Origin of the sequence: Prevotella sp. tf2-5 (assembly GCF_900115435.1) — a bacterium.
In the GTDB taxonomy this organism is placed as follows: domain Bacteria; phylum Bacteroidota; class Bacteroidia; order Bacteroidales; family Bacteroidaceae; genus Prevotella.
In genome coordinates this window covers 423915-450082 of record NZ_FOWK01000001.1, presented here as the reverse complement: position 1 = coordinate 450082, position 26168 = coordinate 423915, and the positions used below count along the sequence as shown (strand labels likewise).

General features: G+C 47.4%; 23 protein-coding genes and 1 tRNA gene. 14 read left to right on the top strand and 10 right to left on the bottom strand.

Going from position 1 to position 26168, the window contains the following annotated elements; genetic code table 11:
* Positions 1-26 precede the first annotated feature (26 nt).
* Positions 27-776 carry a helix-hairpin-helix domain-containing protein gene (locus BM257_RS01750; RefSeq protein ID WP_369821292.1) on the top strand — a complete coding sequence of 250 codons (750 nt, stop codon included), beginning with the start codon at positions 27-29 and terminating at the stop codon, positions 774-776.
* 1 nt (position 777) lies between these two features.
* Here BM257_RS01750 and BM257_RS01745 read toward each other — a convergent pair whose 3' ends face one another.
* The 4 genes from BM257_RS01745 to upp all read right to left on the bottom strand — a co-directional run bounded on the left by BM257_RS01745 (position 778) and on the right by upp (position 5410).
* Positions 778-1662, bottom strand: a complete 885-nt coding sequence (locus BM257_RS01745) for a carbohydrate kinase family protein (RefSeq protein WP_092067607.1) — start codon at positions 1660-1662, stop codon at positions 778-780.
* A gap of 15 nt (positions 1663-1677) precedes the next feature.
* Positions 1678-2841: an MFS transporter gene (locus BM257_RS01740; RefSeq protein ID WP_092067605.1), complete on the bottom strand. Its 1164-nt coding sequence runs from the start codon at positions 2839-2841 to the stop codon at positions 1678-1680.
* Positions 2842-2844: 3 nt separating this feature from the next.
* Positions 2845-4524, bottom strand: coding sequence for a glycoside hydrolase family 32 protein (locus tag BM257_RS01735; RefSeq protein WP_092067603.1), 1680 nt, complete (start codon positions 4522-4524; stop codon positions 2845-2847).
* A 202-nt stretch (positions 4525-4726) separates the two neighbouring features.
* A complete protein-coding gene (upp, locus tag BM257_RS01730; protein ID WP_092067601.1) occupies positions 4727-5410 on the bottom strand; it encodes a uracil phosphoribosyltransferase in 684 nt (227 codons plus the stop codon).
* A 293-nt stretch (positions 5411-5703) separates the two neighbouring features.
* Here upp and pckA point away from each other — a divergent pair, with 293 nt between their 5' ends.
* The 7 genes from pckA (at position 5704) to BM257_RS01695 (ending at position 14424) form a co-directional block, all read left to right on the top strand.
* The gene (gene pckA / locus BM257_RS01725) at positions 5704-7317 is read left to right on the top strand and encodes a phosphoenolpyruvate carboxykinase (ATP) (protein ID WP_092067599.1); all 1614 of its coding nucleotides are present in this window, start codon (positions 5704-5706) and stop codon (positions 7315-7317) included.
* 458 nt (positions 7318-7775) lie between these two features.
* On the top strand, positions 7776-9140 hold the full coding sequence (locus tag BM257_RS01720) for a DUF6242 domain-containing protein (protein WP_092067597.1): 1365 nt from the start codon (positions 7776-7778) through the stop codon (positions 9138-9140).
* Between the two features lie 9 nt (positions 9141-9149).
* Positions 9150-9824, top strand: coding sequence for a type IX secretion system protein PorG (locus BM257_RS01715; protein WP_092067748.1), 675 nt, complete (start codon positions 9150-9152; stop codon positions 9822-9824).
* Between the two features lie 23 nt (positions 9825-9847).
* Positions 9848-10597, top strand: a complete 750-nt coding sequence (locus tag BM257_RS01710; protein ID WP_092067595.1) for an isoprenyl transferase — start codon at positions 9848-9850, stop codon at positions 10595-10597.
* A gap of 16 nt (positions 10598-10613) precedes the next feature.
* The gene (locus BM257_RS01705; protein WP_092067593.1) at positions 10614-13292 is read left to right on the top strand and encodes a BamA/OMP85 family outer membrane protein; all 2679 of its coding nucleotides are present in this window, start codon (positions 10614-10616) and stop codon (positions 13290-13292) included.
* 66 nt (positions 13293-13358) lie between these two features.
* A complete protein-coding gene (locus BM257_RS01700; RefSeq protein WP_092067591.1) occupies positions 13359-13871 on the top strand; it encodes an OmpH/Skp family outer membrane protein in 513 nt (170 codons plus the stop codon).
* A gap of 52 nt (positions 13872-13923) precedes the next feature.
* Positions 13924-14424 carry an OmpH/Skp family outer membrane protein gene (locus BM257_RS01695; protein WP_092067589.1) on the top strand — a complete coding sequence of 167 codons (501 nt, stop codon included), beginning with the start codon at positions 13924-13926 and terminating at the stop codon, positions 14422-14424.
* A gap of 253 nt (positions 14425-14677) precedes the next feature.
* On the opposite strand, the gene BM257_RS01690 is transcribed toward BM257_RS01695, so the two are convergent.
* The 4 genes from BM257_RS01690 to murF form a co-directional block, all read right to left on the bottom strand.
* A tRNA-Pro gene (locus BM257_RS01690) sits at positions 14678-14750 on the bottom strand.
* A gap of 98 nt (positions 14751-14848) precedes the next feature.
* Complete coding sequence (locus BM257_RS01685) at positions 14849-16864, bottom strand: hypothetical protein (RefSeq protein ID WP_092067587.1); 2016 nt, start codon at positions 16862-16864, stop codon at positions 14849-14851.
* On the bottom strand, positions 16842-17708 hold the full coding sequence (locus BM257_RS01680; RefSeq protein ID WP_092067585.1) for a hypothetical protein: 867 nt from the start codon (positions 17706-17708) through the stop codon (positions 16842-16844). Before BM257_RS01680 ends, BM257_RS01685 begins: the two co-directional genes overlap by 23 nt.
* Positions 17705-19057, bottom strand: coding sequence for a UDP-N-acetylmuramoyl-tripeptide--D-alanyl-D-alanine ligase (gene murF / locus BM257_RS01675; protein ID WP_092067583.1), 1353 nt, complete (start codon positions 19055-19057; stop codon positions 17705-17707). Before murF ends, BM257_RS01680 begins: the two co-directional genes overlap by 4 nt.
* 172 nt (positions 19058-19229) lie before the next feature.
* On the opposite strand from murF, the gene folP reads away from it, so the two are divergent.
* The 6 genes from folP (at position 19230) to murI (ending at position 24560) form a co-directional block, all read left to right on the top strand.
* The gene (folP, locus tag BM257_RS01670) at positions 19230-20027 is read left to right on the top strand and encodes a dihydropteroate synthase (protein ID WP_177215977.1); all 798 of its coding nucleotides are present in this window, start codon (positions 19230-19232) and stop codon (positions 20025-20027) included.
* Position 20028: 1 nt separating this feature from the next.
* A complete protein-coding gene (cdaA, locus tag BM257_RS01665) occupies positions 20029-20802 on the top strand; it encodes a diadenylate cyclase CdaA (RefSeq protein ID WP_092067579.1) in 774 nt (257 codons plus the stop codon).
* 101 nt (positions 20803-20903) lie between these two features.
* Positions 20904-21914 carry a phosphate acetyltransferase gene (pta, locus tag BM257_RS01660; protein ID WP_092067577.1) on the top strand — a complete coding sequence of 337 codons (1011 nt, stop codon included), beginning with the start codon at positions 20904-20906 and terminating at the stop codon, positions 21912-21914.
* Between the two features lie 22 nt (positions 21915-21936).
* On the top strand, positions 21937-23130 hold the full coding sequence (locus tag BM257_RS01655; protein WP_092067575.1) for an acetate kinase: 1194 nt from the start codon (positions 21937-21939) through the stop codon (positions 23128-23130).
* A 72-nt stretch (positions 23131-23202) separates the two neighbouring features.
* Positions 23203-23718, top strand: coding sequence for an OmpH family outer membrane protein (locus tag BM257_RS01650; RefSeq protein WP_092067573.1), 516 nt, complete (start codon positions 23203-23205; stop codon positions 23716-23718).
* Positions 23719-23720: 2 nt separating this feature from the next.
* On the top strand, positions 23721-24560 hold the full coding sequence (murI, locus tag BM257_RS01645) for a glutamate racemase (protein WP_092067571.1): 840 nt from the start codon (positions 23721-23723) through the stop codon (positions 24558-24560).
* Here murI and BM257_RS01640 read toward each other — a convergent pair.
* Positions 24552-25781, bottom strand: a complete 1230-nt coding sequence (locus BM257_RS01640) for an FtsX-like permease family protein (protein ID WP_092067569.1) — start codon at positions 25779-25781, stop codon at positions 24552-24554. The two genes, murI and BM257_RS01640, sit on opposite strands and share 9 nt — an antisense overlap.
* Positions 25778-26113 carry a 30S ribosome-binding factor RbfA gene (gene rbfA / locus BM257_RS01635; RefSeq protein ID WP_092067567.1) on the bottom strand — a complete coding sequence of 112 codons (336 nt, stop codon included), beginning with the start codon at positions 26111-26113 and terminating at the stop codon, positions 25778-25780. Before rbfA ends, BM257_RS01640 begins: the two co-directional genes overlap by 4 nt.
* Between the last annotated feature and the right edge of the window lie 55 nt (positions 26114-26168).

Genomic DNA, 26168 nt, shown 5'->3' with positions numbered 1-26168 from the left:
ATACAAGACATTCTAGAAATCCAGAGATGTCCTATGCTGTACCAGTGCGGCAGCCAGAGACTTTTTACTTTGACCCTAATACAGCGGATTCTACGCAGTTGTTAAGGCTAGGGCTACAGTCTTGGCAGGTACGAAATATCTATAAATATCGTGCCAGGGGTGGAGTTTATCGGAAGAAGGAAGACTTTGCAAGACTTTATGGGTTGACGGTGAAAGACTATCGACGGTTGGAACCATATATCCGTATCTCTGAGGATTATCTGCCAGCTGTCACTTTGGTGAGAAAGAGAGGTGGGGAGAATAAAGATGATAGGAACTATAGTGTCTATAGTAACTATAGTGAAAATAAGAAGAGAGACAGTGTGCGTTATCCTGTTAAGTTGAGGGAAGGGGAGCATTTAGTGCTAAATACGGCAGACACTTCCTTGCTTCGGCAAGTGCCAGGTATTGGTTCCTATTATGCCAAGGAGATCGTGCGTTATGGGAAATGGTTAGGTGGCTATGTGAGTGTCGACCAGCTGGATGAAATTGATCATTTCCCCAAAGAGTCGAAAAAGTATTTTGTGATAACACATGCGAATCCTCGGAAACTGAATGTCAACAAACTCTCCATACAACAACTTCGGCGGCATCCGTATATCAACTTCTATCAGGCGAAGGCTATTACGGATTACCGCCGGTTGCACGGGGATATCAAGAGTCTCAACGACCTCCGTTTCTCGTCCGATTTTACGGAAGCGGATATTCGGAGACTGATTCCTTATGTAGAGTATTAGATTATTTTACTTTAGCTACCAGCTCGGCAGGATACTTAGGCATCGCACCGTTCTGGGTGCAGACGTATGCACTCACCTCTACGGCGATACGATGAGCCTCTTCAACGGGTTTGCCATTCAGGATGGCAGCACAGAACGAACCGGTGAAAGAGTCACCAGCACCTACGGTATCAGCAACCTCCACCTTTGGAGTAGGCTGGAAGGAGTGCTTGCCGTCAGCAGTGAACACATGACTGCCATTAGTACCACACGTCAGGACGAGCATCTGCAAGTTATATTCTTTCACCATTTTCTCACAAATCTTGGCATCGTCTAATTCCTGATAACCAAACATACGCGTGACAACGACCAACTCCTCATCATTGATTTTCAAGATGTTACAACGCTTGAAAGAATCCTCCAGGATCTCCTTGGAAAAGAAATGCTGACGTAGGTTGATATCACAGATCTTGATACAGTCCTTGGGTGTTGCATCCAGGAACTTCTGGATGGTCTGACGAGTGACGATGTTACGCTGAGCCAGAGACCCGAAACATACGGCGCGGCAGTTTTTGGCAGCTTCCTTGATTTCATCTGAGAAAGGTATGTTATCCCAAGCGACATTCTCCTTGATTTCATAAGTGGGAATACCCTCACCAGACAGAGTTACCTGTACAGTACCAGTAGCGTATGGTACTCGTGGCATCAAGTATTTCAATCCATTCTTCTCCAATGCCTCAATGGTCTCTTCAGCGAGTTTATCCTCGCCTAATGCACTGATAGCCATGGTGTCCAGTCCAAACTGTCCTGCGTGATAGGCGAAATTGGCGGGTGCACCACCCAGTTTCTTTCCCTCGGGCAGCATATCCCATAATGCCTCGCCCAGTCCGATAATCAGATTCTTCATAGTTTCTTGATATTTTTAGTTTTTAACTTGCTTGATATATGTAAATAGGTAAATGACACCTACTGCCATGACAGCTACGGCACCAGCCTGTCCCATGGCATCGCTCATAAAGCCCATGATGAGTGGGAATACCGTTCCACCAAAGAGTCCCATAATCATCAGACCAGAAACTTCGTTTTGCTTGTCAGGTACGGAGAGCAATGCCTCTGAGAATGCCATGGAGAAAATATTGGAGTTGCCATAGCCTACCAGGGCGATAGCGACGTAGAGAACCGCCTTTGTCTGACCACTGAACATAAGAATCATGCTACCTGCCATTAAGATCACACTGATAATAAAGAACCAGCGTGTCTTCATCACGCGGAGGAAGAAAGAGCCTGTCAACGCTCCGATGGTACGGAAGATGAAATATAATGAGGTGGCAAATGCGGCTTCGTTGAGCGTCATACCGACACGCTCCATTAACAGTTTTGGAGCCGTCGTATTAGTACCAACATCGATACCCACATGACACATGATGGCAAGGAATGACAGCAGAACGATAGGTTTTCCTAGCAGACGCAGGCAATCCATGAATGATGATGACTTCCTTTCTGAAATCTCCTCTTGGATGGGTGTTGCCCACAACAAAGCGGTGGCAAGTACACCGACGATGAAATAAACCATGAACAACACACGCCAGTCGTAGCCGAACGAGGGAATCACCTTTGTGGCACCCCACATAGCGAGATAAGGAGCAAGGAACGAGGCTATCGCCTTCACAAACTGTCCGAAAGTCAGGGTGGAGGCAAGGTTCTTGTCACCAATGATAAGCATCGCCAGCGGGTTGATACTAGTCTGCATCAGTGCATTACCGATACCCAGCAGCGAGAAAGCTATCAGCATGACACCAAAAGAGTTGCCGAAGAGGGGGATCAGCAGTGATATCACTGTCACGATGAGTGAGAGCAATACGGTATTCTTACGTCCGATCTTGTTCATCAGCATACCCGTGGGTACGGAGAAGATGAGGAACCAGAAGAACACCAATGAGGGGAATATGTTGGCGACGGAGTCAGACAGTCCGAGGTCTTCTTTCACATAGTTTGACGCGATTCCCACAAGGTCAACGAAGCCCATGCAGAAAAAGCAGAGCATCACGGGAATCAAGAAAATCGATTTGTTGCTATTGTTTGCCATATTTTAAAAAGGATAAATGGTTACTTTTGCATTGTTGGTCACTTTAATCTGCGAATAAGGCTCTGTGGGGAAAACAAGGTTAGTCATCGCCATGCGTCCCTCTGCGTCGAAAGCCTCGATGGAGCTATGGTCAATGAAGATACGAAGTTGTTTCATAGCCCCGTAAGTAGGTGCGACGGTCTTGCAGGGGAAAGCCTCACTGAAGCTGGCATAGCTGCGACTGCGGTCCATCGAGAATGTGTTCTTGACAGCGTCATACTCCATCACTACCTGCTCTCCTAAAGAGTTGGAGAAGGTAATCTCCGTAGAGCCTTTCAGGTCGATGATCAACTCACCTGTCTGTGGTAATTTGTTACCTGTCTTACCACGAAGGGCAAGCATCTCTTTGGATGGAGTAACACCGCAATAGGTCTGTCCGTTATACTCGAAGAGGTCGAGGTCACGTGGAATACTATTGGCACTGCGGAACTGTTTTGTGGGAACTTGGTTGGCATACTGCCAGTTCGACATCCAGGCAAGGGCGATATGTCTTCCCTCAGGAGCGTTATCGAATGTAACGGTGGCATAGTGGTCCTTGCCATAGTCCATCCAACGGGTGTCAGTATGCTCGCAAACGAACTTCTTACCATCGAAGTCACCGATGAAATATTGAGTGGCACTACCACCGAAAGGACCTCCTGGGTTGATATTACAAATCAGCATCCATTTCTGTTTGCCGGTGCCACGGACAGGAAGTTTCATTAGGTCAGGACACTCCCATACACCGTCATGACAGCCGTATTCTTTACCGAAAGCACTCTCGTATGTCCAGTCTTTTAGGTTGTCGGAAGAGTAGATATGCATTTCCTGTCCGACGGCAAGGATGAGGTTCCATCTTTGGATATCAGCGTTCCAGAAAGCCTTTGGGTCACGGAAGTCCTCCTCTTTGCTGACGAGGATGGGGTTGCCGGCATATTTCTCAAAGGTCTTGCCATTATCTTTGGAGACAGCCATCGACTGCACCTGACTTCTGCCTGCTGAGGTATAGAAAGCAACTACTTGGTTGTTCTTTTGATCCACCACACAAGAGCCACTGAAGATATCACCCAGGGCATCTGGCTCGATTGCCGTTGGTTGTGTCTCCCAGTGGATGAGGTCACGGCTGGTGGAATGTCCCCATGTCATATTTTCCCACATGGAGCCATATGGGTTCCATTGATAAAAGAGGTGGTAGACCCCATCCTTATAGAACATTCCATTGGGGTCGTTCATCCAGCCATAAGCTGGGGTATGGTGATATTGCGGACGGAACTTCTCACGGTTTGTCGTGTCAAAAGTGTTACTCTGCTTCATCTCCTGCCAGCAAAGGAAATCCTTCATGGCTCCAGTAAAGCGACGGTCACCATAGAACATGATATCCAGCAACAGGTCCTTTGTCCCAAAACGCTGAATATCAAGAGGTACGTAATAATCCACTTTGTCAACCGCCAGTCGGATATTCATCGACTGTACCTGTTGTCCACCCACCAATACACGGATATTGGCATTGTCTTCTCTCTCTTGTACAGGCAGTAGCAGATAATGGTTCTTTACTTCTACCCGTTGCATGGCATGACTCTTCCCCAATACCAGTGGCTTCTGTTGTGCGCTGACACTTGATACGGTCAGCAGCATCACCATCAGGGTCCAAAACATTTTCTTCATTTGCATTTTGTTTTTAGTTATTTAATCAATCTGCTGCAAAATTACATGATTCCTCTATTTCGCCCTATAAATAATGATACAAAAACTAACAAAAAACGTTCAATGAAACATTTTTGCTATAAAAAACCCCATGTCTTTCGACACGGGGACAGATAGATCGGTTATGAGTCCGATGATTGCACCATCGGAGATATACCTTAGTTTATTTATCAGCTATCTTGCGGAAACTCTGTAGCTTCTCACCATAACAAAGGTCACCGCAGTCACCAAATCCGGGAACGATATATTTCTGCTCGTTCATACCATTGTCAATGGCGGCACACCAAATGGTGGAATTTTCTGGCAGTGCCTGTTTGACAACCTCAATACCCTCAGGAGCGGCAATAACACAACAGAGGCGTATCTTCTTAGGCTTTCCTGTCTGCATCAATGACTCGATGGCTGCGGCAAGACTGCCGCCCGTTGCAAGCATGGGGTCGACAATAAGTAATGTCTTGTTCTTAACGCTCTGGGTGGCAATATACTCGGTATGAACACCAACTTCAGTATGCTCGCGGTTAATATACATACGGAATGCAGATACGAAACCATTGTCAGCCTTGTCAAACACGTTGAGGAAGCCCTCATGGAAAGGCAGTCCGGCACGCAATACCGTGGCAACCACAATGTCGTCTTTGGGTAAAGGAATGTCAATAGTCCCAAGGGGGGTGGTGATGGTTTTGGGCTTGTAGTCCAAGGTCTTGGAGAGTTCATATGCCATCATCTCTCCGATGCGTTTGATGTTGTGACGGAACAACAGACGGTTTTTCTGGTAATTTTTGTCACGTAACTCCGACATATACTGGTTCATGATGGAGTTGCTTTTACTGAAATCGATTACTTCCATATTTCTTTGTTTTAAGTTTTTCTCGGCAAAGGTACGAATAAGTGAACAAAATGCCAAATGTATTTGCGCATTTTTCAGTGTAAGCAGATTCTCTCTCAGCCCTAAGGTGCAAAATTTTGTCAACTCTGCGTTACAAAAACTTAGAGGACAATGCGAATTTTAAATACTTTAACTCAAAAAGACAAGCAGAAGCGCAAATAATTCTTAATTCATCATCTTTAATTCTCAAAAACTTCGTACCTTTGCGGTCGTAAAAATAGGTAATAGTAAATATTCAATTAAATAATGTAATTATGGCAAAGTTAGATTTGACACAGTATGGCATCACAGGTTCTACCGTGATAGCTCACAATCCGTCTTATGAGTATCTCTTTGAAGAGGAGACAAAGGCTGGTCTGACAGGTTTCGACAAGGGTGTGAACACTGAGTTGAATGCTGTTAACGTAATGACAGGTATCTATACCGGTCGCTCACCTAAGGATAAGTACATCGTGAAGGATGCACAGAGCGAGGATAAGGTATGGTGGACCACTGAGGAATATAAGAATGATAACCACCCCATGAGTGAGGAGGTTTGGGCAAAGGTGAAGGAGATCGCCATCAAGGAGCTTTGCAACAAGGAATTGTATGTTGTTGACGCTTTCTGCGGTGCCAATGAGGCTACTCGTCTTGCTGTTCGTTTCATCGTTGAGGTTGCTTGGCAGGCTCATTTCGTGAAAAACATGTTCATCCAGCCTACTGCTGAGGAGCTGGAGAAGTTTGAGCCTAACTTCGTCATCTATAATGCTTCTAAGGCAAAGGTGGAGAACTACAAGGAACTGGGTCTGAACTCAGAGACATGTGTAGCTTTCAATACTACTTCTCGTGAGCAGTGCATCATCAACACCTGGTATGGTGGTGAGATGAAGAAGGGTATGTTCTCTATGCAGAACTACTATCTGCCTCTGCAGGGTATCGCTTCTATGCACTGCTCTGCTAACACTGACATGGAGGGTAAGAACACTGCAATCTTCTTTGGTCTGTCTGGTACAGGTAAGACCACACTGTCTACCGATCCAAAGCGCTTGTTGATTGGTGATGACGAGCACGGATGGGACGACGAGGGCGTATTCAACCTTGAGGGTGGCTGCTATGCAAAGGTCATCAATCTGGATAAGGAGAGTGAGCCCGACATCTATAACGCTATCCGTCGCAATGCTCTGTTGGAGAATGTTACTGTAGCAGAGGATGGTAAGATTGATTTCGCTGACAAGAGCGTTACAGAGAATACCCGCGTAAGCTATCCTATCGATCATATTGAGAAGATTGCACAGAAAGTCAATGGCAAGAGTGCTGGTCCTGACGCTAAGAACGTCATCTTCCTCTCTGCTGATGCTTTCGGTGTGCTGCCTCCAGTATCTATCCTGACTCCTGAGCAGACGAAGTATTACTTCCTCTCTGGTTTCACTGCTAAGCTGGCTGGTACAGAGCGTGGTATCACAGAGCCTACTCCTACCTTCTCTGCTTGCTTCGGTCAGGCCTTCCTCGAGTTGCATCCTACTAAGTATGCCGAGGAGTTGGTGAAGAAGATGGAGAAGAGCGGTGCCAAGGCTTACCTCGTGAACACTGGTTGGAATGGTACAGGCAAGCGTATCTCTATCAAGGACACACGTGGTATTATCGATGCTATCCTGGGTGGTGCCATCCTGAAAGCTCCTACGAAGAAGATTCCTTATTTCGACTTCGAGGTTCCCACAGAACTGGAGGGCGTAGCTACCAATATCCTCGATCCTCGTGACACTTACGCTGACGCTGCAGAGTGGAACAAGAAAGCAGAGGATCTGGCTGGTCGCTTCATCAAGAACTTCAAGAAGTACGAGGGCAATGAGGCTGGTAAGGCTTTAGTTGCTGCTGGTCCAAAATTGTAAGGAAACAATTCTTTCAATGATATTGGCTGCACTGTAAGGTGTAGCCAATTTTTTTGATGTAAGTCAAAAATAGAATTAAAGAGACTAAATAATACTTATATTTTATGGCAGATACGTAATTGTTTCGTATCTTTGCACATGTAATCGAGACGATTACGTTGTTATTCATTAGGTTAGTAGTTAATAGATTTAAGGTAAAGATTATGTTATTAGATTTTCAAACAACGATTATGTTGGTGTCGGTAGTAATTGCGACAATTTTGAGTGTAATAACACTTATAAAAACCAACATTCGTTAAGAAGGAGTGCGGAGTGAGTGATTCATACCGCACTCTTTTTTTGTTTACAAAATCTAAAATATGACATTTTATCATATAATTAACTTAATAAAAGGTAGAAAAATGTCGGTATTTGCAGAATTGTGAGTAACTTTGCACCCAAAAATTGAACGAAATCAAATGAATAAACTGATAAAGACTGTCTGTTGGCTGTTTGTGACCGTGTTATTGCTGGCATCGTGTATGAAATCTGACGATAACAAGGTTACGCTCTATAGCGATACTGCCATCACCTATTTCTCTTTGGGAACACTCAACCAGTATTTGCATACTAAGTCCTCTCAAGGACTTGACTCCATCTACAAGAGGACTTTCGATGGCTCTGACTATATATTCAGTATCGATCAGGCAAACCACCGTATCTTCAATGTGGACTCACTGCCTTATGGTACTGATGTGAAACATGTCATTACGTATATCTCCACGATGAACAACGCCACTCCCTTTTTGAAGAGTCTGGAGGAAGAGGGAACTTTAATTTTTTACAGCTCTTCGGACAGCATCGACTATTCTACCCCTCGTGAATTTGAGGTATACGCCTCAGATGGTGTTACCTATGACACCTACAAGGTCGAGCTGAATGTGCATAAGGAGAAAGGTGACCAGTTCATATGGATGCTCCACCAGGATAGTCCGGAGCTAGAAGAGCTAGACCTGATGAAAGCAGTGATGTTGGATGACCAGCTTTTTGTCTATGGTACCAAAGAAGGAAAGACGTTAGGCTATATGACTACAGACGGAGATTCTTGGAAACCCCTCGAGGAGCTGAACGACGAGAACGCCTATCGTAATTTGCTGGTATTTGAAAATCATCTGTATACCATTGTCAATGGTTCCCTGATGCAGTCAGCTGACGGTATGTCATGGAAAGAGATGAACAGTACCTTGGATATCACGCAGTTGGTAGCTGCCAGCTACGACCAGTTGTTTGGCTTGACCAGTGACGGTACGATGATGTTATCCGATGACTATGGAGAGACCTGGAAGGAGGATCTCGTGGATTCCGATAAGAGCTGGCTTCCCACAGCGGGGACTGCCTATGTCTGCTATCCTGCCCAGATGACCTATTATGCTGACAATATCTTGTTAGCGGGAATCTCTACTGGTATCTCAGACATAGCCTCTGTGTGGCGCAAGATAGTAGAGTACGACTTACAAGGTGATGAGAAATGGGTATATATGAGTCGTTCGGACAATAACCTCTATGCCCTTCCCTTGATGGAGAACTTAGTCATGATGGCTTATGATGACGGTATCCTTGCCTGGGGAGTCAAAGACGATGCTTATACACAGATATACCAGAGTCGTGACAATGGTATCATCTGGAAGAAGAATAGTTCCTATCAACTGCCAGTTGCCTTCGTGGAAAGTGGAACAGTCCCCTTCGGGGCAGCTACTGACGGTAAGGAGATATGGCTTGTCGGTAGTAACGGACAGGTTTGGCAGGGTCATCTGAACAGGGTGGCTTGGGATAAGTCAGAATAAGGTGTGATGTTGAGAAAGTCGCTGTTATCCATCTTGCTGTTGACCTTAACGGTCTCCATCAGTGCGCAGGAAGATCCTGAATATCGCGCTGAGGTAGGTGGTGGAATTGGTGTTGTCTCCTATCAGGGTGACTTCAACAGCAACCTCTTTAAGAACATGCAGCCGATGTTTACCTTGTTGGGCCGCTATAAGTTTAACCCGCGGATGGCTTTGGCGTTGAACGTGAGCTATGGTAAAATCAAAGGCTCGTCGAAGGATGCCAAGACATACTATCCCCTCCTTGAGGAAGTGAGTTTCAGTCATGGACTCGTGGATGTGGGTGTGAGATATGAGTATAATTTCTGGCCTTATGGAACAGGAAGAGAATATCGTGGGGCAAAACGGGTTACACCTTATATATATATGGGTATAGGTGCCACTTTCGCAAAACCAGAGAAAACGGAGGTGGCAATGAATCTGCCAATAGGTGCCGGTGTAAAGTATAAGATGGGAAAACGTACGAACTTGGCACTGGAGTGGACTATGCATTTTACGACAAGTGACCTACTTGACGGGGTGAAGGACCCTTATGGCATCAAGAGTAGCGGTCTCTTCAAGAATACAGACTGCTACAGTCATCTGCGCTTGTCAATGACCTATGACCTATGGGCTAAATGTAAGACGTGTCATAATGACAGAGATTGAAGAAGTAAAATAGAAAAAGATATATGACAGCAGAACTGGATAAGACGCGTATACCACAGCATATTGCCATTATTATGGATGGCAATGGCAGATGGGCAATGGACCGCGGGCTGGATCGTACTTTCGGTCATAAAGCTGGACTCGACAACTTAGAGAACGTTACCACACTTTGCTCAAACTTGGGAGTGAAGTATCTGACAGTGTATGCCTTCTCTATAGAGAATTTCGACAGACCTGCCTATGAGGTTGAGGCTCTGATGGGCTTGGTACTCAGTTTCATCAAGATGGATCTGTTTCATAATAATAACGTGAGCTTCCATGTGGTAGGTGATCGTGACCGACTTCCTAAGAGCGTACAGGACAAACTGCGTTCTATGGAGGAAGAGACAGCGATGTACGATGGTATGGCAATGACGATAGCCATGAGTTATTCGTCAAAACAGGAACTGGTGAACGCCACAAAACTCATTGCTCGGAAAGTACAGAACGGTGAGATGAGTGCTGACGATATCAATGAAGAGACGATTCGTCAGCATCTGTGGACATCATGGATGCCAGATCCAGACCTGCTTATCCGTACGGGTGGTGAGGTTCGTATCTCCAACTATCTGCTCTGGCAGTGTGCCTATTCCGAGTTCTATTTCTGTGACACTTATTGGCCAGACTTCAATGAGGAGGCTCTCCACAAGGCGATAGAGAGCTATCAGAGTCGTCAGCGTCGTTTCGGTAAGACTGAGGCACAGGTGGAAGAAGAGGTAAAAGTTAAAAAGTAAAACGGTAATCATGAGAATGAACATATCATACAAGGTCAAAAGGTGGGTAAAGGGTATTTTACTCTTTTACCTTTCTGCCTTTTTACCGATCAACGTTAGTGCACAGGATGTGATAACCAATCCTGATATCTCGTATGCGGGTACTCCCAGGACATGTGAGATTGGCGGTATTGCCGTCAAGGGTGTTGAAGGGTATGAGGACTATGTCCTGATAGGTCTTTCCGGTCTTTCCGTAGGGCAGATGATAACAGTGCCTGGTTCGGAGATAACAGATGCCGTGAAGCGTTATTGGCGTCATGGTTTGTTCTCACGTGTTTCCATTACGGCAGACTCCATCGTAGGCTCCAAGATTTATCTTTGTATTAATCTTGCTACCCGTCCTCGTGTCAGCAGGATCAATTATCATGGCATCAAGAAGTCGGAGCGTGAGGATATGGAGGCTAAATTGGGTATCATGAAGGGAAGTCAGATCACACCTAACATGATAGACCGTGCTAAGATTCTCGCCAAGCGTTATTTTGATGACAAGGGCTTTAAGAACGCAGAGATTCAGATTGTTCAGCGTGATGATGTGACAGACAAGAACATGGTGATCCTTGATGTCAATATCGATAAGAAGGACAAGATGAAGGTACGCCATATCATCTTTGAGGGCAACCAGCAGTTGAAGACCAAGAAGATCAAGGGTTCGCTGTTTAAGAAAGGTGCCTTCGGAAAGATCAACGAGGCAGGAAAACTGGGTAATATCTTCAAGTCCAAGAAGTTCACGCCGGAGCGTTATGAGGAGGCAAAGAAGTCGCTGATAGAGAAATATAACGAACTGGGCTTCCGTGATGCGACGATTCTCGAGGATTCTGTATGGAACAATGACGAGAAACATGTCAATGTCTTTGTGAAGATTGACGAGGGTCAGAAATATTATCTCCGTAATATCACTTGGGTAGGTAATACTGTGGTGACGACAGACTATCTGAATGCCGTACTGGGTATGAAGAAGGGTGATGTCTATAACCAGAAATTGCTGAAGAAACGCTTGTCGGAGGATGAGGATGCCGTTGGCAACTACTATTGGAACAATGGTTATCTGTTCTATAACCTGGATCCTACGGAGGTGAATATTGTCGGTGACTCTATCGATCTGGAGATGCGTATCCAGGAGGGAACACAAGCACATATCAGTAATGTGCGTATCTATGGTAACGACCGTCTTTACGAGGAGGTCGTGCGTCGTGAGCTGCGTACAAAACCAGGTGACTTGTTCTCGAAAGACGCCATCCAGCGTTCTGCCCGTGAGATTGCCTCGATGGGATATTTTGACCCGGAGAAGGTGAACCCTGATATCAAACCGAACTATGAGGATGGTACCGTTGATATCAACTGGGAGCTTGAGCAGAAGTCTAACGACCAGTTGGAGTTCTCCCTTGGTTGGGGTCAGACGGGTGTCATCGGTCGTGTGGGTATTAAACTGAACAACTTCTCCATGCGTAACCTCTTCGGCAAGAATAAGATGCATCGTGGTATCATGCCGATTGGTGATGGTGAGCAGTTGTCTCTCTCCTTGCAGACCAATGGTCGCTACTATAGCTCTATCTCCACAGGCTATAGCACAGGATGGTTTGGCGGTAAACGACCGAATGCCTTGAACATCAGTGCTTTCTACTCTAAGCAGTCTGATATCTCCAGCAGCTATCGTAACAACAACCTCTATAATAACTATTGGATGTATATGTCTGGTTATGGTAGCACGGGTTCTGGTTATAACTATGATGCCATGCTCGATGACGACAAATACATCAAGATGTTCGGTGTGTCAGTAGGATGGGGTAAGCGTCTGCGCTGGCCTGATGACTATTTCCAGTTGTCTGTAGCCTTGTCATATACACGTTATATGTTGCGTGACTGGAACTACTTTATCATCTCGAACGGTAACTGTAACAATATCAACTTAGGGGTGACACTCTCTCGTACCTCTACGGATAACCAGCTCTTCCCACGTCGTGGTTCTGAGTTCATGGCTTCTGTCACACTCACACCACCCTGGTCAGCCTTTGACAAAAAAGACTATGAGCATCTTGCCACCGACCGCTCCTCTGCTACCTTTGAGCGAGAGCAGCAGGACAAGTATCGTTGGATTGAGTATCATAAGTGGAAGTTTAAGTCACGTACCTTCACTTCCTTGACGAATGGTCAGAAGTGTCTGGTCCTCATGACCCGTGTGGAGTTTGGATTGTTGGGATCTTATAACAGGTTCAAGAAATCACCGTTTGAGACCTTCTATGTGGGTGGTGACGGTATGAGTGGATACTCTTCTGGTTATGCTGAGGAGACCATCGGTCTGCGTGGTTATGACAATGGTTCTATCTCGAATACGGCAGCTTATCAGGCAGGGACAAGTGCTTACTACAATGCCTATGCCTACGATCGCTTCACGTTGGAGCTCCGCTATCCGTTTATGTTGGGTAACACCACCATCTATGGTCTCACCTTCTTGGAAGGCGGTAATGCGTGGGTGGACACGAAGAAGTTCAATCCGTTTGACATGAAACGCTCTGCTGGTGTCGGTGTACGTATCTTCCTGCCGATGGTGGGTCTGATGGGTATCGACTGGGCATATGGCTTCGACAAGGTGTATAGCGGTAGTAATTACAAGAAGGGTGGCAGCCAGTTCCACTTCATTCTGGGACAGGAATTCTAAGGAAACTCTTAAACCTTTCAGAAGTTTTCACGTCCAAGTGGTGTATTAACTTAAACAGAGACAAATATGAAGAAAGTAATATTGATGATGATAATGTGTGTTGCGACGGTGTCGTTGCATGCACAGAAGTTTGCTTTGTTGGATATGGACTATATCTTGAAGAACATTCCTGCCTATGAGCGTGCCAACGAGCAGTTGTCGCAAGTCTCGAAGAAATGGCAGGCAGAGGTGGATGCTCTTCAGACAGAGGCACAGACCATGTATAAGGACTATCAGAAAGAGGTGGTATTCCTCTCTCAAGAACAGAAGAAGGCTCGTCAGGATGCCATTATGGAGAAAGAGCGTGAGGCTTCTGAGTTGAAGAAGAAATACTTCGGTCCGGAGGGAGAGCTGTTTAAAAAACGTACAGCCCTGATGACTCCTATTCAGGAGGAGATTTATAACGCAGTGAGTGAGATCGCCGACATGCGAGGCTATCAGCTCATCCTCGATCGTGCCAGCGACAGTGGTATCATCTTCGGCTCTCCCAAGGTGGACATCTCCAGCGAGGTGCTTAGCCGATTGGGATATAGTAACTAGATAAACTAGAAGACTAGAATAATGTAATAACGAAATAATTTTAAACAAGACAATGAAAAAAATGATTCTTTGCGCTATTTGCGCAATCTGCGGTTTCACTACCGCCAATGCACAGAAGTTTGGTCATGTTAATGCCCAGGAAATCATCCAGGCAATGCCTGAGTTCACAAAGGCTCGTGCTGATATCGAGGCATTGACCAAGACTTATGAGACAGAGTTGAAGAGTCTGCAGGATGAGCTGCAGAAGAAGGCTGAGGCTTATGAGAAGGAACAGGCTACCCTGCCCGCAAATATCAAGGAGCGTCGTGAGAAGGAGTTGCAGGATATGTACCAGAAGATCCAGCAGACCTATCAGGATAACCAGCAGGCTCTTGCTAAGGAGCAGTCAGAGAAGATGCAGGCTATCCAGGCAAAGGTGATTGACGCTATCAAACAAGTTGGTCAGGCTGGTAACTATGTCTATATCATGGATATCGCCGGTGGTGTTCCCTACATCAGCTCAACACTCTCTACCGATGTGACTGCGGAGGTGAAGAAGAAGCTTGGCTTGTAATAGCCACTACAAATAAACAGAATCCCTGTTGAGCGTCACGCTTGGCAGGGATTCTTTTGTTGGTATCGTACAGGATGTTTCGCTAAGGGATATTCCTTGTTTCAGTAAATTCACTGAATTTACTGACCAAATTCACTGAATTTACTAAGTAAACACACTGAATTTACTAAGTAAACACACTGAATTTACTTGGACAGGCATACCTTGTCAAATAAGAAAGCGGCAAGTGAAGGGTCTCACTTGCCGCTTTGTGTCGGGATGAGGCGACTCGAACGCCCGACCCCTACGTCCCGAACGTAGTGCGCTACCAACTGCGCTACATCCCGATTTGCAGACGATTTTTTCAAATCGCCTGCAAAGGTAGTACATTTAATTGACAATTGAGAAGGGTCAATTGAGAATTATCGGTTTTTAACATTTGGTGTTACTTGTTTCTCTTGATGAATGTCGTATAGACATCACAATTGGAGACAATGGCACTCACCCCGTTCTTGTTTGATTTCTCGAACTGCTCCAAGGCAAGTAATGCCTGGAACTGGGCAGATTGTGGACGATAGACGATCTCGAAGCGGGAGTTGTCGTTATTCCATACAGACTCATACCAAGGGGTAGGGTTGAGGTAGTAGTAACAACTACCGAAGAGCGCTTTCTCTTTCAGCACGGGGTCTTTGGCCTGACTCGCTTTCTGCAGCAGTTGCTTGGCAATCTGTCCGAAATTCGCCTCGTTGACTTCCACAGAGTCTGTCCAGCTCTTGCCATAGCGGGTGAGATACCAGCAGTCACCGCTATATGATGCCTGTGCATAACGGATGGCAAGGTCGTAGTAACGCTGGCACTGTGCGTCACCTTTCATGATGGCAGCCTCTTTCTCCATCGCGAGCATCTCCTTGGCGAAGTCGAGTTTATAGTTGCTCTTCAGTTTCTGTTTCTCATTACTGTACTCAATCTCGTCCTTCAGCCACTGACGCGTAATCCAAGGCTCAATGGTCCATTTACGATTGACGGCATAGACCACCTGTGTCTGGTCAGCCATATAGGAGACAGGAACCTGCTGCAACCAGTTGATGGCTTGTTCCCACTGACAGACACGCAGGTGTTTGGTGCCAATCAGTTCATACATCTTCGTAGGACTAATCTTCATCTGTCCTTTCAGATACTCGTCCAGCTCGTTGTCGGAAGGTGATTTTGTATAAGTGAAGAAGTCCTCCAGACGCTCCACCTTCATTGAGTTGATGCGGGCCTCATAAGCATAGTTGGAGGTGATGTTAAGCAGGGCGTTGGTCGTGAAGTCACGTCCGACTTTGTCGTACTTGTCGACAAGTTGCTGGTTGATGGCACGTGTCAGTGCTCCCCCCTTGAAACCCTCGTAAGGACCCTCGCCACCATTGATCCATTGTAGTTCGTTGGTCAGCCACTTGTCGAAAGCATCGTTCAGCGGGGCCACATCCGACTTGATATAGAAGTGGATGACACGTGCACTGGTCTTTGCCCATTCTGTGCCGTCCATATTCAGCGCCTGCTGGATGTCATCATAACCCTGCTGTTTCTTCCCGAAGAGATATTCCAGCCAGCCCTGTGCCGCCTTCCACATCGCAGGATTCTTGGTTTTACCCTCTCTGATGACCTGTCCGGCAAACTGTGCCATCTGCATCGCCTCCTCCTTCTTGATATCACGGACGAAGAGCTTACCCTCCATATCCTGGTCAACAGCCTCCTGGGCGTTGTTCACGAAGTCCTGCAACAAGAAAGGCAGTACTCCCGCATTGGCATCACGCTCGTACTCCTGACGGATGGCAGCGAAGGAGCGACGTTTGTAGAACTGTGTCATCAGACTGTTATAGTCGCCCATCTCCGCGAAGAGCTCTCCAGCCTCAGCATCCCTGCCAGTCTTATATAACGCACCAGCATAGATGTTCTTCATCATGTCCTTATAGACCGTCTCAATAAACAGGCTTGCCGTATTCTCCCAGAAAGTGACGTTGTCACGGTTCAGTCCGAGCACCATATTACAGCGCATATAAAGTAACGCATGCTGGGAACGCAGTTTTGTCTTGACTTTGCTGAGAGCATACGCCTGTACCTCACGCAGTGTCTTGTTACGCTGGGCGAGTTCTTCCTTGGAGGGATACTTCCAAGAGTCGTCCCTGACACTGGAGCATACGTCAAGGTAGCGTTTCAGGTTCTTGACATAGCTGACCATCAGGGCATCGTTCTTCTTCTGGGCAGCCTTGATGATCTCATCGGCATCGAACCAGTAATAATCCTGGTCGCTTCCGAGATAGGCCTTCCAGTTGTCACGTGTAATCTTGTCGACACGCTCACTGAATTCATTACTGTCGTACAAACGGAACAAGTAGATGTTGTCTGTTCCATACCAGCCACATGCCATCATCGGCATGCCGAGCACGACAAGCAGGCTAATGAGAATAAATCTTTTCATAGGTTTCTGGTTTATATCTGTTAATATTATCTGTTGCTAAATCATAGGTGAGGATGCTGCGTTTCAGTTCCTCACGTTCTTTCTCCACTGCATTCTTGACCTTGAGGATCTCCTCAGCGGTAGCCACATGCTCGATATCCACCCCTTGGATGATGCGATGCCAGAGGAAGACAGGATAGGCTGCCGCCAATGGCAGGTCATAGTCTTCGAGATAACGCAGATAGGGTGCCACATCACGGATATCAAGGATGGGGTTACGCTCCATGAACTTCATCGGGTGTCCTGTGTTATAGAGCATCAGTACTCCGTAGTCGACAGGCGGAACCTTCATCGACAACTGGTGGAGGCGGATGGTGGTTGACAGTTGATAGTTGAAAGTTGACAATACCGACCTCAGCTCCTCCAGGAACTGATAGTAGAACATACGGCTTCGTGCTGTATAGTCACAGTCGATCTGTATCTCCCTCACTCCTTTGATGTCATTCGTCTCATTCATCTGCAGGATGCGGTCAACGATTTTCCTGGCGAGTCCCTCGGGCTTCTGATGCATACAACTCTCGACGATAAAGACGGTAGGGATCATCTCAACACCTGCTGGCAGGGTTTCGCTGAATTTGAGGGTGGCATTAGGTATGGGACCCAGGCTGTCGCTCATCACCACATCAAAATAGCGGCAATACACCTTATTAATATGATACTGCTTCAGGAAGGCACGCTCCGTGGAGTCGAGCCGAAGGTCCGTGCGCCAGTAATAGACGGCATTCCCCTCCTTCATAGGTGATTGCTTACCTTGACAGGCAAGTAATAGGAGTATGGTAGAGGAGAGCAGCAGTCTTTTGATCATAGCAGTTCTGGCAATTGGAAGAGTTTATTACTGTTTGAGCCTTTGATGAGGATGTATTTGCCGGTTAGCGTCTGGCTGTTAGCGGCTATCGCTTCTTTGACTTCCTCGACATCCTTGAACTTACGGAAGTTACAAGGGATGTTTTGGAACTCCTCACCTACCAGCCATACCTCTTCGAAATGAGCATCGGTCAGCATATCGACAACCTTCTGATGCTCCTCTTCAACAACATCGCCCAGTTCACCCATCTTTCCGATAATCGCCATCTTATGCGGTACGTCCATCAGTTTGAAGTTGTCGATGGCAGCCTTCATACTCGTAGGATTGGCGTTATAAGCATCCACAACAAGATGGTTATGCTCTGTCACCGTCATCTGACTGCGGTTGTTCGAGGGGATATAATTCTCTAAGGCGTGGTTGATCTGCTCAAAAGGTATGTTATTCACATAGCCGATAGTGATGGCGGCAAGCATGTTGTCGAGGTTGTAGGCTCCGATGAGATGAGTCTGTACCTCCATCCACTCAGAGGTATAGTCAGCATCGGCATCCTGCTCCCGCCAGCGGAACTTCAGGAAGGGAGCACAACTGATGACCTCACCACGAATCAGGATGTCCTTGGAGTCACTCTGTCCATAGTAATAGATATCAGGCTGAACTCCTCTTTCCCCTCTTTCCTTCACCATTTTCATCAGATGCTCGTTGTCACGATTGACGAAAAGGGGACAGTCGTGGCCGATCAGGAAGTCATACAGTTCTCCCTTGGTCTTGCAGACCCCTTCGAAGGAGCCGAATCCCAACAGATGGGCACGTCCAACATTCGTGATGAGTCCACTAGTCGGCTCTGCAGTCTCTACCAGTGTCTTGATGTCTCCGGGATGTGAGGCTCCCATCTCCACGACGGCGATATCATGATCCTCATTCAAACGGAATAAGGTTTTGGGCACTCCCACATCGTTGTTGAAATTACCCTCTGTAGCCATCACGTTGTAACACTCTGACAGGACGGCACGGATGAGTTCCTTGGTCGTCGTCTTGCCGTTGGTGCCCGTGATACCGATAACAGGGATGTCAAACTGACGACGGTGTTCCCGTGCCAGGTCCTTGTAGGTTTGCAGACAGTCATCGACCAGTATGAGTTGAGCGTTGAGCGTTGAGGGTTGAGCGTTGGAGGGGGCTTCATCCACGATGGCATAAGCGCAGCCTTTCTCCAAAGCCTGTACAGCGAATTGATTACCATTGAACGACTCACCTTTCAGGGCGAGGAAGATACTACCCTCTGGGCAGTTCCTTGAGTCGGTGGTAATACATGGATGCTGCTGGTAAAGTTTATAAAGTTCCTTAATATCCATTGTTATTTTATGATTTTGACGCAAAGATACAAAAAAACTCTAAACTCTAAACTCTAAACTCTAAACTTTTTCGTATCTTTGTCATAAAAAGACGAAGATACTCCATCTCAGCATAAAAAAAGAATAAATTCTTTTTGTTCTGCTTTCGATTTTTCGTATCTTTGCAAAAAATATGGAGTACACACTGAACTGTAACGGACGATTATTAGAACTCAGCACCCCACAGGTGATGGGTATCCTGAATGTGACGCCTGACTCATTCTATGCGGAAAGTCGTCAGCAGACGGCGACGGATATTGCCTTGCGAACCAAACAGATTCTGCAAGAGGGAGGCAGCATCATTGATGTGGGTGCCTGCTCTACACGTCCGGGAAGTGAGCCGGTTACGGAAGCAGAGGAGATGGAGCGTCTGCGTTTTGCTCTTGCCATTATCCGTCGTGAGGCTCCAGAGGCAGTGGTCAGTGTGGACACTTTCCGTCCTGATGTGGCGCGTATGGTTGTTGAGGAATACGGTGTGGATATCATCAATGACGTGTCGGAAGGTGCTGATGCGAAGATGTTCCGTATGGTAGCGCGCCTGGGTGTACCCTATATATTAATGTCTGTTCAGCCGACCATTCGTGAAATGCTGCTTCATTTTGCCCGTGAGGTGGATGAGTTGCGCTCATACGGTCAGAAAGACATTATCCTCGACCCAGGCTTTGGCTTTGGTAAGACCTTGGAGCAGAATTACGAGGTGATGATGCAGCTGGAACGGTTATCCGTTATCGGACTTCCTGTATTGGCGGGTGTCTCCCGTAAGTCGATGATATATAAGGCGTTGGCATGTGAACCAGGAGAAGCGATGAATGGTACGACCGTACTGAACACCATCGCTTTGCAGAAGGGTGCCAGTATTCTGCGTGTCCATGATGTGAGGGAAGCCGTGGAGTGTGTTGCGTTAGTTGAGCGGTTAAAATTGAGCGAGTAGTATGATAGTAGAGTTAGGCATCAAAGATATTATCGATATCGTCCTCGTCGCCATGATGTTGTATTACATCTACAGGCTGATGAAAGAGTCGCGTTCCTTGAATGTGTTCATGGGAATCATGATTTTCATCGTGTTATGGCTGGTGGTGTCTCAGGTATTGGAGATGCGCCTGTTGGGTGCCATCATGGACAAACTGGTCAGCGTGGGTGTGATAGGTCTGATTATCCTGTTCCAAGAAGACATTCGAAAGTTCCTCTATAATCTGGGTGCTCATGAACGTATGCGAATGCTGACTCGTTTGTTGGGAAAGAGTAAAACAGCAAATAGCGAGGAACTGAAACAGACCATCATGCCGGTAGTGATGGCATGTATGGGTATGAGTAGACGTAAAATCGGTGCTTTGATCGTCTTTGAGCGTAATATGCCGTTAGATGATGTGGTGGCTACTGGTGAGCGGATAGAGGCCATCATCAGTCAGCAACTCATCGAGAACATCTTCTTCAAGAACTCTCCGTTGCATGACGGTGCGATGATTATCTCCAAACGACGTATCAAGGCGGCAGGTTGCATCCTCCCCGTCAGTCATAATCTGGACATTCCCAAGGAACTGGGTTTGCGACACCGTGCGGCATTAGGTATCTCACAGGAGTCCGATTGTGTCGCCATCGTGGTGAGTGAGGAGACGGGCGGTATCACCGTAGCGATCAAGTCTAACCTGCAGATTCGTCTGACCGCGGAGAAATTGGAGAGTATCCTCACGAAAGAATTGATGTAAATATATATTAAAAGTTTAGAGTTTAGCGTTTAGAGTTTAGAGTTTTTTTGTATCTTTGCAATTCAGTATATATCTTAAAACTAATAATAATAAAACAAACTATGGATTTATTAAGTCAAATCGTAGCGCGTGCTAAGGCAAACAAGCAGCGCATCGTGCTCCCGGAAGCAGAAGAGGAGCGCACCCTTTGTGCAGCCGACAAGGTATTGGCTGACGACATCGCAGACATCATCCTGATTGGTAACCCTGACAAGGTACATGCTCTTGCCAAGGAGAAAGGATTGACAAACATTGATAAGGCGACTTTGATTGACCCGGAGAATTTCGAGAAGAGTGAGGAACTTGCAGAGAAGCTCGCAGAGCTTCGTAAGTCAAAGGGTATGACTATCGAGGAAGCTCGCAAACTAGTGAAGAACCCCTTGTATCTTGGTTGTATGATTATCAAGACGGAAGGTGCTGACGGTCAGATCAGCGGTGCCCTCTCTACCACAGGTGACACCCTGCGTCCTGCCTTGCAGATCATCAAATGCGCTCCTGGCATCACCTGTGTCAGCGGTGGTATGCTGTTGATTTCCAAGCAGCCTCAATATGGTGAGAATGGTGTGTTGGTAATCGGTGACGTGGCAGTGACTCCTATGCCGGATGCCGCCCAGCTCAGTCAGATTGCCGTATGTACGGCACAGACCGCTAAGTCAGTGGCAGGTTTTGCAGATCCCCGTGTTGCCATGCTGAGCTTCTCCACCAAGGGAAGTGCCAAGCATGAGGTGGTGGATAAGGTGATAGAGGCAACGAAACTTGCCAAGGAACTGGATCCGTCTCTGAAGATTGACGGAGAGTTGCAGGCTGATGCCGCCCTTGTTCCTGGTGTCGGTGCCAAGAAAGCCCCTGGCTCAGAGATCGCAGGTAAGGCAAACGTCCTCGTATTCCCTAACCTGGAGGTAGGTAATATCGGTTATAAACTCGTACAGCGCTTAGGTGATGCCATAGCCATTGGTCCTATCCTGCAGGGTATCGCACGTCCTGTCAACGACCTGTCTCGCGGCTGCTCCGTAGAGGATATCTATTATATGGTTGCCATTACCGCCTGTCAGGCTATGGACGCAAAGAAATGAAGCGACTAACAGAATTGAAGTTATGAAGATATTAGTATTAAACTGTGGTTCGTCCTCTATCAAGTACGCATTGTACAACATGGACGACAAGAGTGTGATGACGTCAGGTGGTGCTGAGCGTGTAGGCTTGGACGGTGCCTTTGTGAAGGTGAAGCTCGCCAATGGTGAGAAGAAACAGATCATGCATGACATCCCTGAGCATACAGAGGGTGTGAAGTTTATCTTCTCGCTGTTGACAGATCCGGAGATTGGTGTGATCAAAGACTTGAAGGAGATTGATGCCGTTGGTCACCGTATGGTGCATGGCGGTGAGAAGTTCAACAAGTCTGTCATCCTGACTGACGAGGTGTTGAAGGCTTTTGAGGAGTGTTCCGATCTGGCACCGCTGCATAACCCCGCCAACCTGAAGGGTGTGAATGCCGTGAAGGAGCTGATGCCTGGACTGCCTCAGGTCGGTGTGTTTGACACTGCTTTCCATCAGACGATGCCCCCCAAGGCTTATATGTATGCCATTCCTTTCGAGCTGTATCAGAAATATGGTATCCGTCGTTATGGTTTCCATGGTACCTCTCACCGTTATGTGTCAGCACGTGCCTGTGAGTTCCTCGGTATCCCTGCGGAGGGTACGAAGATGGTGACCTGTCACGTGGGTAATGGTGGCTCTATCGCTGCCGTGAAAGATGGTAAGTGTATCGACACCTCTATGGGTCTTACACCCCTTGAGGGACTGGTGATGGGTACCCGTGCCGGTGATATTGACGGTGGTGCCGTGACTTTCATCGAGAAGAAACTCGGACTGGACGCTGACGGTATGTCTAACCTGCTCAACAAGAAGAGTGGTGTAGCCGGTATCACAGGCGGTTCCAGTGACATGCGTGATGTCGAGAATGCCGCCAAGAGTGGTGACGAGCGTGCCAAACTAGCACAGGATATGTATTTCTACCGTATCAAGAAGTACATTGGCGCCTATGCTGCCGCTATGGGTGGTCTGGATGTTGTCGTCTTCACCGCTGGTGTTGGTGAGAACCAGGTGAGCATGCGTGCCGAGGTATGCAAGGACATGGAGTTCCTTGGCATCAAGTTCGACGCGTCGAAGAACAATGTCCGTGGTGAGGAGGCTGTGATCTCCGCCGATGACTCTAAGGTGAAAGTGGTTGTCATTCCTACTGATGAGGAGTTGATGATTGCCACTGACACGATGAACCTGTTGAAGTAAGGGTTTCCCTACGACAATAACATGAGGAGGGTGTGCCAGACGACACGCCCTCCTATTAACTCAAAAACGAATATGAAGAAAGTTGCTTTCCTTTTGGTCATGACATGTATGCAGCTCGCTGTGTCTGCACAGTCAGAGACCGCAGTACTGAAGTTTGGGTTCCTCAGCTATTCTGCTGTGCTCCAGTCTATGAGTGATTATGCCCTTGTAGAGACAAACATGGCACAGTTGCAGGAGCAGTATGCCGCAGAGCAGAAACGTGTGGAAGACGAGTTTAACAAGAAATATGAGGAGTTTCTGGACGGTCAGCGTGACTTCCCGCAGACCATCTTACAGAAGCGTCAGACCGAGCTTCAGGAGTTGCTTGACAAGAATATCGCTTTCAAGAAGGAGAGTCAGCGTCTCTTGGCGGAAGCCAGGGAGAGGGCTTTGCAGCCGTTGAAGACACGTCTTGCTGATGCTTTGGCTCGTGTGGGCAGCTCCCGTGGTCTCGCCTTTATCCTCAATACAGACCAGAACGCCATGCCGTGGATGAATATCACGATGGGTGAGGATGTGACAGATGCAGTGAAAGACGCGTTACGTTAACGATGACCATGTTTCCGAGTAAACCAGGACCTATTGGTATCTTCGACAGTGGCTATGGCGGTCTGACCATCTTACATGGTATCCGCCAGTTGTTACCCCAGTATGACTACCTCTACTTGGGTGACAATGCCCGTGCCCCCTATGGTACCCGTTCCTTTGATGTGGTCTATGAGTTTACCCGCCAGGCGGTCACCCGTCTTTTTGAGATGGGCTGCCACCTCGTGATCTTAGGATGTAACACCGCGTCCGCGAAGGCGTTACGTACTATCCAGGAACATGACCTCCCCAACCTCGACCCACAGCGTCGTGTGTTAGGTATCATCCGTCCTACGGCGGAGGTCATCGGTTCCCTGACGCATTCCCGTCATGTCGGTATCTTTGCGACGGAAGGTACCATTAGGAGCCAGAGCTATAACCTGGAGATTCATAAGTTCTTCCCGGACATCCACGTCAGCGGTGTCGCCTGTCCGTTCTGGGTTCCCCTGGTGGAATATAACGAGGCAGACTCCCCTGGTGCGGATTATTTCGTGAAGAAACGCATTGACCAGCTCCTGCGTATGGACTCCGAGATTGACACCATTATCTTAGGCTGTACCCATTATCCTTTGTTATTGCCTAAGATTCATAAATACATTCCCCGTGGCATCCGTATCATCTCCCAGGGGGAATATGTCGCTGACGCGCTGCAGAAATATTTCCACCGGCATCCTGACATCGAACAGCGTTGTACCCAGGGTGGTGAGGTCCATTACCTCACGACAGAGAATCCTGAGAAGTTCAAGGAACAGGCACAGATATTCCTCCACGAACCCGTGGAGGTGGAGAATATCACGTTAGTTTAATAGTCGTTTGGCAAAGTAGCGTACGGGATACCATACGCTGAGGAATCCTACGGCGAGGACGGTGAAGAAGATGAGGATGATATCCCACGGATGTACGCTGACGGGATAGGCATCGATGATAAACGCTCCCTCTGACTGTCCCAGTCGTACAATACCATATTGCTGTTGCAGCCAACAGAGGAACAGTCCGATGGCGATGCCGATGACGGCTCCCATCGCTGAGATCATACGTCCCTCAAACAAGAAGATATGGACAATCTGCTTGTCGGAAGCCCCCAAGTTACGCAGCGTCACCACATCATTCTTCTTGTCGATCATCAGCATCGAGATACTGCCGATGATATTAAAACAAGCGATGACAAGGATGAAGGTGAGGAAGATATATGCCATGAGCTTCTCTATCTTCATGATGCGGAAGGTGTCTTCCTGCTGCTCATAACGGTCACGCACCACGAAACGGTCACCGGCGATCTCCTGCATCTCTGCCTTCACCTTCTCGAAGTCACTGCCGTTTTTCAGACGAAGCTCCAAGGAGGAGAGCATCCCCTCTTGGTCAAAGAGATGACGGGTGAAATGGATGGAGGTGATGATATACCGTTTGTCGTATTTCCCTTGTTTGATACTGAACAGGACACCGGGTGAGTACAGCTCATCCTCCACGAAACCTTCCTGCAGGTTTGCCATGTTGAGCTGACCCTCCCTCCGAGGGGCATAGATCTTCAAAGGGCGTTCGTAGGTATAGCCTGTCCCCAGCTGGTAGGCGACGCCAAGACCTAAGATGCCATAATACATATCGGCGGCATGCAGCTCAAAGTCACCGTCACCCTCCAATACCTCACGGATATGCGTCAACTTGTCGAAGTTATCCTCCACACCCTTCAGTTGAATCATAGCCTGTCGCTCCCCATAGACGGCAAGAGCCTGGTCTTCCATCACCTCTGTGGCGACATCCACCTGCGGCAGTTGACGGATACGTGTCAACAGTGAGTCGTCGGCGGCAACCGTCTTTCCCTTGGCTGGTGTGATTTTTATTTGTGGGTCAAGTTGCGTGAAAAGGGAGGCTACCATATCGTGAAACCCGTTGAACACGCTGAGCGTCACCACCAGTGCCATCGTGGCAACGGCGACTCCCACGACGGAGATGCCGCTGATCACGTTGATAGCGTTGGTGCTCTTCTTCGAGAAGAGGTAGCGACGGGCGATATAGAATGGGAAGTTCACTTCTTCAACAGCTCGTCAATATGGTCGATATAGTCGAGTGAGTCGTCAATGAAGAAACGCAGCTCAGGGATGATACGCAACTGATGGCGTACCCTGGTCCCCAACTCATACCGGATCTGTTTCTCGTTCTTATGGATGTTCTCCATCAACTCCTCGCCACGCTCACTGGGGAAGATACTCAGGTGCGCCGTGCAGATGCTCAGGTCAGGGCTCACACGTACTCTCGTGACACTCACCATGACCCCATGCATCGAACGAGTCTGCTGCTGGAAAATAACACTCAATTCCTTCTGCAGCAACCGCGCAATCTTATTCTGTCTTGTCTCTTGCATATGATTTCGTTCTTTTTTCGGGTACAAAGGTACGATTAAGTGAGTAAAATGCCAA

Bases quoted from the DNA above. Each gene is read 5' to 3' on its own strand.
- BM257_RS01750 (WP_369821292.1), top strand. From the start codon at position 27: ATGTCCTATGCTGTACCAGTGCGGCAGCCAGAGACTTTTTACTTTGAC.
- BM257_RS01745 (WP_092067607.1), bottom strand. From the start codon at position 1,662: ATGAAGAATCTGATTATCGGACTGGGCGAGGCATTATGGGATATGCTG.
- BM257_RS01740 (WP_092067605.1), bottom strand. From the start codon at position 2,841: ATGGCAAACAATAGCAACAAATCGATTTTCTTGATTCCCGTGATGCTC.
- BM257_RS01735 (WP_092067603.1), bottom strand. From the start codon at position 4,524: ATGAAGAAAATGTTTTGGACCCTGATGGTGATGCTGCTGACCGTATCA.
- upp (WP_092067601.1), bottom strand. From the start codon at position 5,410: ATGGAAGTAATCGATTTCAGTAAAAGCAACTCCATCATGAACCAGTAT.
- pckA (WP_092067599.1), top strand. From the start codon at position 5,704: ATGGCAAAGTTAGATTTGACACAGTATGGCATCACAGGTTCTACCGTG.
- BM257_RS01720 (WP_092067597.1), top strand. From the start codon at position 7,776: ATGAATAAACTGATAAAGACTGTCTGTTGGCTGTTTGTGACCGTGTTA.
- BM257_RS01710 (WP_092067595.1), top strand. From the start codon at position 9,848: ATGACAGCAGAACTGGATAAGACGCGTATACCACAGCATATTGCCATT.
- BM257_RS01705 (WP_092067593.1), top strand. From the start codon at position 10,614: ATGAACATATCATACAAGGTCAAAAGGTGGGTAAAGGGTATTTTACTC.
- BM257_RS01700 (WP_092067591.1), top strand. From the start codon at position 13,359: ATGAAGAAAGTAATATTGATGATGATAATGTGTGTTGCGACGGTGTCG.
- BM257_RS01695 (WP_092067589.1), top strand. From the start codon at position 13,924: ATGAAAAAAATGATTCTTTGCGCTATTTGCGCAATCTGCGGTTTCACT.
- BM257_RS01685 (WP_092067587.1), bottom strand. From the start codon at position 16,864: ATGAAAAGATTTATTCTCATTAGCCTGCTTGTCGTGCTCGGCATGCCG.
- BM257_RS01680 (WP_092067585.1), bottom strand. From the start codon at position 17,708: ATGATCAAAAGACTGCTGCTCTCCTCTACCATACTCCTATTACTTGCC.
- murF (WP_092067583.1), bottom strand. From the start codon at position 19,057: ATGGATATTAAGGAACTTTATAAACTTTACCAGCAGCATCCATGTATT.
- folP (WP_177215977.1), top strand. From the start codon at position 19,230: ATGGAGTACACACTGAACTGTAACGGACGATTATTAGAACTCAGCACC.
- cdaA (WP_092067579.1), top strand. From the start codon at position 20,029: ATGATAGTAGAGTTAGGCATCAAAGATATTATCGATATCGTCCTCGTC.
- pta (WP_092067577.1), top strand. From the start codon at position 20,904: ATGGATTTATTAAGTCAAATCGTAGCGCGTGCTAAGGCAAACAAGCAG.
- BM257_RS01655 (WP_092067575.1), top strand. From the start codon at position 21,937: ATGAAGATATTAGTATTAAACTGTGGTTCGTCCTCTATCAAGTACGCA.
- BM257_RS01650 (WP_092067573.1), top strand. From the start codon at position 23,203: ATGAAGAAAGTTGCTTTCCTTTTGGTCATGACATGTATGCAGCTCGCT.
- murI (WP_092067571.1), top strand. From the start codon at position 23,721: ATGACCATGTTTCCGAGTAAACCAGGACCTATTGGTATCTTCGACAGT.
- rbfA (WP_092067567.1), bottom strand. From the start codon at position 26,113: ATGCAAGAGACAAGACAGAATAAGATTGCGCGGTTGCTGCAGAAGGAA.